1 protein-coding gene is annotated in these 12,458 nt (G+C 56.7%); it reads left to right on the forward strand.

Features of this window, described 5'->3' with window-relative positions; all coding sequences use genetic code 11:
• Positions 1-117: 117 nt before the first annotated feature.
• A complete protein-coding gene (locus tag ABD892_RS26875; RefSeq protein WP_345199504.1) occupies positions 118-12,456 on the forward strand; it encodes a LamG-like jellyroll fold domain-containing protein in 12,339 nt (4,112 codons plus the stop codon).
• Positions 12,457-12,458 lie beyond the last annotated feature (2 nt).

The raw sequence follows: 12,458 nt of genomic DNA on the forward strand, positions 1-12,458 counted from the left end.
TGGGGGACATTTCTTTCAACCGGTGTGACGACCGGGCGTATTGTTATGCAGAGTGACGGATCAGGGCTGTTGTTCCTAGCAGTTCCGTAAACAGCAGTCAGTGTCAGCGGAGGATGTATGGCTGATAAAGAAGCCAGGGAACCGGAAAACCAGAACAAAGACGAATCCCAGCCCCGGGAGGGTGCGCCTCAGCAGGCACCCACTGACGGGCAATCCCATCAGCAACCGGATGAGGATGCGCTGGACCAGGCGGTGGTTCTGGGGGCGGATCAGTATGATAAGAGCGCCATCCGGCGCGATGGCCTTCAGCGCCCTGGTGAACCTGAGCCGGAAGAGGCGCAGGGCCGCACGGCGGCATTAAACCGTGACCAGTACAGTCAGTCAGAGATCAACCAGCCCGCCGCTGAGATGGATACCACGCTCACGCGGCGAAGTGATCCGGAGTCCCGGAAAGAGGAACCCGAGCAACAGGAAGAATCCCTCGGGCGTACCACGGCCCTGAACCGGGACCAGTACAGCCAGTCAGCGATCAACCAGCCTTCCACGAATACCGAGACTTCCACGCCACGACGCAGTGAGCCGACCTCCCGTGTCAGCGGCACCCAGAAACCGGAAGCGGATACCTTCCACTCTCAGATGCCCAAGGTTGACCGGACGGAAGAAAGTGTCCTGATCGTCCAGGAACCCTCGGTGCGGGTGGTGATCGGAGAGCGCGGCGGGCCGGCCCCGGTACAGCGTGTTGAGGCCAAAGAACCGACCGCCGAGGAGAGCAGCGCCCCTGAACCGGCGGCCCGGGTCAACCAGGCGCCGGTGGCCCATGCCGACCGTGGCGAGGGGCGAGCCGACAGCCAGTTTGAGATTGATGTGCTGGCCAACGACACGGATGGCAACGCCGATGATACGCCCGCCACCTTCACCCTGGACCAGGTGCAGATTGTCGGTCATACCGGCCCGGCGGGCGCCGGGCAGGTCACGATAGTCAACAACCGGCTGGTTTTTACCCCGGGCACGGATTTCGATGCATTGGCCGAAGGGGAAACCGCGACGGTCACCGTGCGTTACCAGATGTCGGACGATGAGGGGGCCAGTGCGTCATCCACGGCGACGGTGATTGTCACTGGGGTCAATGCCGCTCCTGATGCAGCGGACGATACCCTGCTGGTACAGGAAGGCGGCAGCCACACGTTTACGGTGGCGGACTTTGGTTTCCGTGATATCGATACCAGCGATACCCTGCAGTCGGTCACGATTACCCGGTTGCCAGCAGCGGGTAGCCTGATCCTCAACAATGAGGCCGTCACGGCCGGGCAGGTGATCACGGCTGCGGAACTGGCCGCCCTGACCTTTACGCCGGCAGCCAATGCCAATGGCGACGGTTATGCCGACCTGCAGTTCACGGTCAGTGACGGACGGGCCGACAGCCCGGTTCGGACACTCACCATTGCTGTCGGTGAAGTGAATGATGCACCCACCGCGCAGGATAAAACCCTCAGCATTAACGAAGACGGCAGCCATACGTTTGCCGCGACGGATTTTGGTTTCAATGACATTGATACCGGCGACACCCTCCAATCCGTGACCATTACACGACTACCGTCTGTTGGTAGTCTGACGCTGAACGATACGCCGGTCTCACTGAATCAGGTAATTACAGCCTCCGGTATCGGTAACCTGAAATATGCCCCGGCAGCGCATGCCAGTGGCAACCGTTATGCCGACCTACAGTTTACAGTCAGCGATGGTGAACTCAGCAGTAGCGCACAAACAGTGACGTTTAATGTCACGGCAGTGACGGATGCACCAACCATTGCTCTGGATAATGATGTCTTGGCATTTGATGAAGAACTGATTGCAGATACCGATGATCAGGCGGCATGGGATGTAACAGGTTCTGCAGCATTCTGGTCTGGCGATAGGCTGGTCATGAATGCGGGTGATACGCCTGTGAGTGGCGTTATCGAACAGTCTTTCACGGTACATCAGGCCATTAATTATGCCCTGACTTTCAATTATCAGGCGGTGAATACGAATCCTGTCAGCACACGGGTTGATATCATCAATGAGGCGACAGGCACAGTCCTGGCCTCACAAACCATCAGTGCTTCTTCAACGGTTTTCAGACAGCTGTCATTAGACTTCAATGCCAACTTTTCAGGAACGGCCATTCTGCGTCTGACGGATGTTAGCACAACGGGTGATGGCCGGAATATGGTGTTGGAAGATTTCAGCCTGATGGCCAATACCGTGGATAATCCGGGCGTGTTGCCGCGTGTTACAGGCGTTGAAGATCAGGCGATAGCGGTGGATCTTGCGGTAGCAACACCGGATGTGGATGGCTCGGAAACCCTGGCCATAGAATTAAGCGGTATACCCTCTGGCGTTGTACTGGGTGATGGTACTAATACGCTGACGTCTACTGGCGCAGCCATTGATGTATCGGACTGGGATCTGGGCAGCCTGACCCTGACGCCGCCGGCAAACAGCCACGATGATTTCACCTTCACCGTGAAAGCGACCGCCACGGAAACGGCGACGGGCGCCACGAATGTCACCAATCAGGCACTCACTGTCCATATCGAAGCGGTCAATGATGCACCGACCGCGCAGGATAAAACCCTCAGCGTCAACGAGGATGGCAGCCATACGTTTGTTGCCGGGGATTTTGGCTTTGCTGATGTCGACACGGGCGACACCCTCCAATCTGTGACGATTACACGACTGCCATCTGTGGGTAGCCTGACGCTGAATGATTCGCCGGTCACACTCAACCAGGTCATAACAGCCGCCAATATCGGTAACCTGAAATATGCACCGGCAGCGCACGCCAGTGGCAACAGTTATGCGGACCTGCAGTTTACAGTCAGCGATGGTGAACTCAGCAGTAGTGCTCAAACGGTAACGTTCAATGTCACGCCGGTGACCGATGCCCCAACGGTTGAGTTGAATAACGACGTATACGGAGACCTGTCGCTGGATACTAACCTGATCAGCAACGGGCAATTTGCGACGAATTCTGACTGGACATTGTCGGGCAGTGTTGGCATTTCCCCATCACGCCAGAGCCTGGGGTTTAGTGGCGGTGAGTCACCCGTAACGGGTGTGGCAGAGCAAACCTTTGCCATTCATCCGGATATCAACTATTCGTTGAGTCTGGGATTTGCCAGTGCCAATACGAATCCGGTTTCTGGACGCATAGAAATCATTGATGTGGATTCGGGTACGGTACTGGCCAGTCAGAATGTGAATACGAGTAGCCCAACGTATCAGACGCTGAATCTCGATTTCACCGGCATTGCTACAGGCAATGCAATGATTCGGATTACAGATACTACGGCGATTACCAACAGCCGGGATCTCTATGTTGATAATGTGTCCATTCAGGCAACCAGTGCCAATAACAGCCATATATCGACAGGCGTAGGCCTTTACGTTCAGGAAGACCAGGTCATTGTCGTTGATCTTGATGTCGCCACACAGGATAGTGATGGTTCGGAAACCCTGGCCTTTGAGTTAAGCGGTATTCCCTCCGGCGTCGTGCTGAGCGATGGAACTAATACATTGACGTCTACTGGCACAGTGATCGATGTGTCTGACTGGAACCTGGGCAGCCTGACCCTGACGCCGCCGGCCAACAATCATGATGATTTCACCTTCACCGTGAAAGCGACCGCCACGGAAACGGCGACTAGCACGACGAATGTCACCACCCAGGCGATCAATGTCCATATCGAAGCGGTGAATGATCCGCCCGTCATTGCCGAAGGCGATACCGTGGACACCAGCGCCGCCTTCGTATTCTCGGAAGGTTCCGGCACCACGGTGGCTGACCAGAGTGGCAACGATAACGGGATGACCTTGTCCGGCAGCGCGACCTGGGGCACCGGGCATGATGGCACAGGCAACGCCCTGGAAATGGACGGGAGCAGTTCTGCTGCCATCAATGGTTTGGAAACCGGTGGCGCCATGACGGTTGCCGCCTGGGTTGAGTTTGATGCAACGGGCAACTGGGCACGGATTATTGACTTTGGCAATGGCGCCGCCCAACACAATATTGTGCTGGGATCCAACATCGAAAACGGCCTCGGTGTTCATATCTATAACGGTACGGGGCAGCGTATCGGCCAGTTGGAAGTGCCGGATGTCATTGCCGCCAACCAGTGGGCGCATGTGGCCTTTACCATTGATGATGCCGGGCAGATAACGCTGTATGTGGATGGCGCGTCGGTCGGGACTGCGACCATGACAACCGGTGCCCCACCGGAGGTACTGGTCAGAAGTAATAACCTCGTGGGAGCCGATAACTGGAATGCGAATCAGCGGCTGGACGGCCGGTTGGACGACCTGATGATAGTGAATGAGTCATTAGATGCCAACCAGATCAGCAACCTCTATCAGGCCAGTGAACTGAGCGATTTCATTGATGCCCATTTCACCCTGGATGAAAACAGCGCCAACGGTACGGTGGTCGGGCAGGTCTCCGGCAGTGATACGGAAGATGGCACCAATGTGACTTATTCTCTGGCGGACAACGCCGGAGGCCGCTTCGCCATCAACAGCACCACCGGTGAGATCACCGTTGCCGACAGCAACCTCCTTGACCATGAAACCGACGGCAGCCATACCCTGCGGGTGCGGGTGACTGATTCCGGCGGGCTGAGCAGTGAACGGGATTTTGTGGTGCAGGTGGCGGATGTCAATGAGGCGATCAGTGATCTGACATTCACACCGGATGCCGCCCATGCCATTAGTGCACCTGTCGCTGACCATGAATGGCATTTCGACAACAGTTATGACAGTGAGGCTGGCAGCCAGGCTTTTACCGGTGCTACGCCGACCTTCACGACAGGACCCAACAGCCACGTAGCCAATGCGGTGGAGTTTGACGGCAGTGCGATGGATTTCAAGGTTCCGCTGGATGTGTCGGAAACGGCCTATACCGTGTCGTTCTGGTTCCGGGCGGACAATGCCGGCGGGTTGCTGCAGATTCAGGCCAGTGCCCAGACGTCCCATGACCGAAACATTTTCCTCAATGCCGATGGCACGATCTCTTCCCGGCTCTGGTCTGAGGAAACCGTTACCAGTGCGTCAGGTGAAACCTATAACGATGGCCAGTGGCACCATGTTGTCCATACTTTTGGCGGCAGTGTCGGTGGCCAGGTGTTGTATGTTGACGGTGAGGCTGTCGCCACTGGTTCGAAGGTGTCCTCAAGTTTCACGTCACAGACTCATTTGCGGCTCGGTTATTCAACCAGTGGGAATACCCATCTGGACGGTGCCATCGGAGGTCTGCAGGTATTTGAACAGGCGGTTACAGCTAATGATGTCCAATTGTTAATGGGGAGTGTGGATGCTGTTATCGATGAAAATACGACGGCAGCCGTCACCATCGGCACTCTGTCACTGGTTGACCCTGACAATGTGGATGAAGCTTTTGGCCAGCATAATTATACGGTGTCGGATAACCGGTTCGAGGTCGTCAATGGCGAACTGCGCCTGAAAGCGGCGCAGTCGCTGGACCATGAGACCGAATCGTCCATCAATGTCACGGTGACCGCCACCGACAACAACAACACCGGTTTTTCCCGCAGCGAGACCTTCACAATTCTGGTGCAGGATGTTAACGAAGCACCCACCGCGCAGGACAAGACGCTGTCACTCAATGAGGATGAGAGCCACACGTTTGCGGCCGCCGATTTTGGTTTCAGTGATGTGGACGATGGCGACAGCCTGCAGTCAGTGACCATCACCCGGTTGCCGTCTGATGGTAGCCTGACCTTGAATGATGTCGCTGTCACTGCCAACGAGGTGATTACGGCAGCCGATCTGGGGAATCTCAAGTACACACCCGCCGCTAATGCCCATGGCACCGGTTATGCCGACCTGCAGTTTACGGCGAGTGATGGGACAGCCGACAGCGGCGTACAGACGCTGACCTTTGATGTAGCCTCCGTCAATGATGCCCCCGACATCTCGGCGACGGTGGATCCGGCACGGGCAACCACCGGGCCGACGGCGGATCATGCATGGAATTTCGACAACAGCTATGACAGTGAGGCGGGCGGCCAGGCCTTTGCCGGTGCAACCCCCACCTTTACCAGTGGACCACCGAACAGCCAGTTTGCCAACGCTGTCGCGTTTGATGGCAGTGCGACGACGTTCAATGTGCCGCTGAATGTCTCTGAAACCGCCTATACCGTCTCTTTCTGGTTCAGGGCCGATAATGCGGGTGGGTTACTGCAGATCGAAGGCGGTGGCCATGACCGAAATGTGTTCCTCAATGCTGACGGGACGATTACCGCCCGGGTATGGCAGGAAGAGTCCATCACCAGCACGGTAGGGGAAACCTACAACGACGGCGAGTGGCACCATGTGGTGCATACGTTCGGTGGCGCGGTGGGTGGCCAGACGCTGTATGTGGATGGTGGGGAAGTGGCCAGCGGTACGATGTCTGCCTCCACTTTTACTGGTCAGACGCACTTACGGCTGGGATATTCGTCTCAGGGAAATACGCATCTGGACGGGGCGATTGCAGGGGTTCAGGTGTTCGATGACGCCGTGACAGCTACCGAGGTTCAGCAACTTTTTGCCCCGGACAGTGTGGTAGCCATTGATGAAAACACCACAACAGCCACCACCCTCGCGACCCTTGGCCTCACGGATCCGGACAGTGAGACAGACCCATTCGGGCAGCATTCGTTCACTGTGTCTGATAACCGGTTCGAGGTGGTCAGTGGCGAACTGCGCCTGAAGGCGGGGCAGTCGCTGGACCATGAGACCGAGGACAGGATTACTGTCACAGTTACGGCCACGGATAACAACGGCACTGGTTTGTCTGCCGACAAGGTGTTCACCGTCTTGGTGCAGGATGTCAACGAAGCGCCGGTGGTCACCGCATCAAGCCCTGTCAGCTATACCGAAGGGGATGGTGATGTCGCTGTGCTGGATTCCCTGTCACTGACCGATCCTGAAGGTACCCTGGAAAGCGCCACGGTGCAGTTCACCGAGCATGACTGCCAGAGCCATGTGGCGGAAGACCGGCTCAACTTCACCGACCAGAATGGCATCACCGGCAGCTATGACGCCGCCACCGGCACCCTGACCCTGACCGGCAGCGCCAGTGTGGCGGACTACCAGGCGGCGCTGCGCAGTATTACCTACACCAACCTGTCCGATAGCCCGGATACGGATGACCGCATCCTGTCGGTCACGGTGAACGACGGTTCGCTGGACAGTAATGCTGGCAATACCACGCTCTCTATTGCCGACGTCAATGATGGCCCGGTCATCACCGGCGCCGGCACTGCGCTCAGTGAAACCGTGGATACCGCGAACCAGGAAGGGCTGGCCCAGCATATCCAGATTACCCGATCCGGCTCCCATACCTTCACAGTGGGCGAAACAATTGAGTTGACGTTCACCAACAGTGCGGATACCAGTGAAACCTATACGGTCTCATTCACCATTACCGATACCGCACTCCATCGTATTGCTATTGGATTGACCAATGCGATTATCAACGCTGATCCCGGTATCGGTTGCCATGTCAGCGTGGTGTCTGAGGGCGGGAACCCGATCAGTTCCACCTACCGTAACGTGATCGGGTTTGATGACCCGAACCGTCCGCCCTTCACGCTGACAACTGTCATCAAGGATTCTGCGGACCAGGTGGTCGCCACCGATGTGAACATGATGAATAACGCTGGTGCGGTGCAAGGTGTGAATTATAACGGTGCCGGCACTGCCGGCACTGCCGGCACTGCCCAGGTGGAAACCCTCACCATCCCGGCCGGGCTGCAGGCGGGACAAACGGTACGGTTCTACATCGATGACCTGGAGGTCAGCCACACCGTGGTCGCGGGTGAAAGTGAAACCGATATCCGTGATGCCCTGCTTGGCCAGATGACCGGTTTTGACCTGAGCCGGATCGTGACACCCACCGCCAGCGGAACCGACGCTATCACCCTCACGGCGGTCAAACCGGGCGTCGCATTTAACGCTTACGGTATCACCACCTCCGTGACCAATGCCTTCACGCTGTCCGTGGATGAAAACAGCGCGACGGATACCGTGGTGGGTATCGTGGGCGCCAATGACCTGGATGGCGACAGCGACACCCTGACCTGGAGCCTGACCGATGATGCCGGCGGCCGGTTCGCCATCAACAGCGCGACCGGTGAAGTCACCGTGGCCGGTGCACTGGACCATGAAAGCGCCGACAGTCACACCATTACCGTCCAGGTATCCGATGGTGAGGCGACTTCAACTCAGCAGCTGACCATTCAGGTGGCGGATATTAATGATGCGCCGGAATTAAGCACTACGCTGGATACGGCCGTCAGCAATGAGGCCATGGTCAACACCGATACCGACAGCACTCAGAATGAAGCGGTGCTGACACCCATGTCCGATGGCGGTTACCTCGCGGTCTGGCACTCCGAAGAAAACGGCGGTCATGCCATCAAGGCGCAGAAGTATGCGTATGTGGATGTCAGCCGAGACATTACTATCGGAGATCACAGCTTTGAGAGTGTGAACCTCTCGAATGGTGGTTGGCAGCAGGCTCCTGCCGCCAGTGCCTGGACCTTTACCGGATCCTTACTGGGTATCCATGATTATGGCGCAAACCATTTGTCGGCTGAAGCCAGCGACGGGGAAAACGTCGCTTTTATCAATACGGCCGGCGGTACGATCAGCCAGACCTTGTCAGAAACCTTTGACCGTTCCAGCGACTATACACTACAGGTTGACATTGGTAACAGGCAGGATGCGGCGGGCATGGGTAATTATACTGTCCGCCTTTCTGCCGGTGGTGTAGTGCTGGTGAGTGATGGTTCAGTAACACCGAATGAAGGTGAATTTGCCACCTTGACCCTGAATCTCAGTGGTACGTCGATACCAGCAGATTCTGCGGCCATCGGGGAACCGTTAACTATTGAACTGATTAATGACGATGGTACCCACCAGGTATCTTTCGACAATGTCCGCCTGACGGCCACCACGCCGGAACTGCAGCCTGAGGGGAATGAGGTTCAGGTGGATACCACGACGCTTATTGAGGATCAGTACGTCCATCTCCCTCAGGTGGCAACACTGGCGAATGGCAATTATGCCGTTGTCTGGGAACAGTTTGATCCGAACAGCTTCGCGGCGACCAAAATGCGGGTGTTTGCAGCGGATGGCACTGAAGTTAAAGGGGAGTTTGAAATCAGCACGGCCAGTGGCAGCCACTATAAGCCGGATGTCATCGCGCTCAGTGGCAATCGTTTTCTGGTCACGAATACCCATAGTCTGGATGTGAAGGCGACGATACTGGACAGCGAGGGCAACACGCTGGAGACGGTGACTGCCGGTAACGTGGGTGGATGGCAGTGGGGTGGCCCGGAAGCGACCGCCCTGGACAATGGTGGTTTCGCCCTGGTCTGGCGTTTAAGTGGAACCACCGCGGATGACAGCGCCAGGATCCAGTTTTTTGACAGTGACGGAAACAACACCTCCGGGGAAATTGCATTTGGTGGCGCTATCAATGCCAATGACCCCCATTTTGAGATTGACACCCTGAGCAATGGTGATGTTGTCACGGTCTACCAGAGTGGCGACAACCTGTTCTTCCAGCGCTGGTCTGACACCGGTACCCAGCAGGGTTCCCCGGTTCAGATCAACACGTCAGTGGCGCCGGATATTTCCGCGTTGGCCGAGGCCTCCATTGAAGCGCTGAGCGACGGTGGCTTCTTTGTGGTCTGGCGCAGTACCTCGCAGGATGCGGACGGAACCCAGGGTGTCTATGGGCGACGCTTTGATGCCGATGGCAACCCGCTGACCGGTGAAATTGCCATCAACAGCACGTCGGCGGATAACCAGTTTGATCCTTCCGTGGTTCAGCTCGAAAGCGGCGCTTTGCAGGTGCTGTGGACCTCGAATCAGGATGGCAATGACAACATCTATAGCGCTTCCGTCGGGCTGGGGGGCAATCAGGTCAATGAAAATGCCGCGCATGGCACTCTCGTTGGCCGCGCCAGTGCCACGGATGTGGATGATGGCGATACCCTGACCTATGAACTGGTCAATGATGCCGGTGGCCGCTTTGCCATTGATGCATCGACCGGCGACATCACGGTGGCCGATGGCACCCGTCTGGATCATGAAACCGATGCCTCCCACACCATCCGGGTGCGGGTGACCGACAGCGGCAGCCTGACTGCCGAGCAGGACATGGTCATCCAGGTGCAGGATGTGAATGAGGCACCGGAAGTGTCCGGCGCAGTGACGGTGACAGCGCCGGAGAATCTGGACGCCCATACGGTGACCGAGGCCTTCCTGCTCGGCAATGCCTCCGATGTGGATGGCGACACCCTGAGCGTGCAGGATGTCAGCATCAATGGCGTGACGGCGCACCGGCATGATTTTCAGGCCAGTTTCTCAGCGGGCACGGGCGGTAGCGTCGCTATTAATGGAAATACACTTACATTGACGTCTGGTGCAGAAGAGAATGTCGTGTTGATTGATACCACCGGTGGGGGTACCCGTGGTACTGACCTGCATCTGGATTTTACGGTTGCGCCGAGGGATAACAGCACAACCCGCAACAACTTCATCGTCTTTGATTACGTGGATGCCAATAACTACAAGACCATTGGTAGCTATGATGGAAGTGATTCACCGCATTGGGTTGTTGAGCAATGGACTGGCGGTACAGCAACCCGATTGTCTGAATTTAATGAAACCAGTGCTAATGCCAACATCAACACTGACCGCCATTACGAGGTGGATATTATCGATAATCGGGTGAGCCTGACCGTCGATGGTGTGGAAAAGATTGCCCACCAGTTCAGTGAAAATATCAGTGACGGTGAGATCGGTGTCATGAATCGCGCGACCTCCGTTTCCACTTATACCCTCAACGGCGCAGACTGGGATATCTACCCGGATAACCAGCATGCCGTCTACGATAACAACGACGGCACCTGGACCATCCTGCCCGGTGACGATCTCGCGGGTGACCTGACGCTGGATTACAGCGTCTCCGATGGGGAGCTCACCACCGCCGCTACGGCAGTGATTCCCGTGGATCGATCACCGGATGCCAGCATTGAACTCAGCGATACCTCGGGCATCAGTGACGATGTGCTGCCGGTGGAAACCACTGCCGGTGGAGATCCGCTGACAGTGACCTCGGTGAACGGCCAGGCGGTGGCCACCACGGGTACAACGAGTATCGACGGCGAGTTCGGTACCCTGGATATCGCTGCCGACGGCAGCTGGACCTATAACCTGGATGCGGCCTATGCGAGTGTGGATCTGGACAGCAACCTGGTAGCTCGGTGGACCTTCGATGAAGGTACCGGCACCACGGTTGCGGACAGTTCAACCGTCGATAGTATCGCGGATAACGGTACGCTGAATGGCGCGACATTTGCCAGTGAGGGTATTAGCGGCAGTGCAGTGGCGTTTGATGGCAGCAATGACCGCATTGATGTGGCGAATTCTACTGAACTCAATACCTATACCGGCACCAAGTCTGCCTACACCATCAGTCTTGCCTTTAAAGTCGATCCGGCCAATGCCCTGACGGGCACCCAGGTTCTGTATGAACAGGGCGGAGGGGCCAATGGTTTCAATATTTATATTCGTGACGGCAATTTATACGTTGGCGCATGGAGTGAATCGACTGGTTGGAACGGTACGTATGTCAGTACCAATCTGAATGGGTTGGCGTCTGGCTGGCACAGTGTTTCCCTTGTGCTGGATGCCACCAGCGCAACAGCCAGCGAAAGGACGCTGACGGGCTATCTGGATGGTATGGCGTTTGGTACCAACACGGGGGCACAGGCAGTCAACCCCCATAGCGGCGCCATCGCTTTTGGGGGGATGAGCCAAGATACACAGATTGATACGGGTGACCTGACGGGCGATGGGAATTATTTCCAGGGTGAGATTGATGAAGCCCGGATTTACAACCGGGCGTTGACCGATGCAGAGGCCAGAGTGCTGGGGCAGATGGATAAGTCGGAAACCTTCACCTATGACGTTTCGGATGGCACACATACCAGCACCGCCACACTGGCCATTGACGTGCAGCATACCCTCGACAGTACGGATGGCATCAGTGGCACGGTGGGTGATGAAACCCTGACTGGCACCGCCTTCGGTGAACGGATTGAGGGGCTGGCCGGTATGGATACCCTGATCGGCAACGACGGCGATGATTTCCTGGTCGGCGGCCTTGGCAACGATACGATGACCGGTGGCACCGGCTCCGATACGTTTGTCTGGATTGCCGGCCACGAAGGCACAGCGTCTTCGGTGGCTATTGATACCATCACGGATTTCAACGCCACGCCCGGCGGGGATGTCACCCAGAAAATCATCCTTCAGGGGGTTGACCTGTCAGGCCTTGGGGATAACACGGCGATTTTGAATACCCTGTTGCAGAATGGAAATCTGCACATTAACGGTTGAGC

It is taken from the genome of Kistimonas scapharcae, assembly GCF_039540975.1.
Classification (GTDB): domain Bacteria; phylum Pseudomonadota; class Gammaproteobacteria; order Pseudomonadales; family Endozoicomonadaceae; genus Kistimonas; species Kistimonas scapharcae.

Coding starts and splice junctions, on each gene's coding strand:
- ABD892_RS26875 (WP_345199504.1), top strand. CDS start 118: ATGGCTGATAAAGAAGCCAGGGAACCGGAAAACCAGAACAAAGACGAA.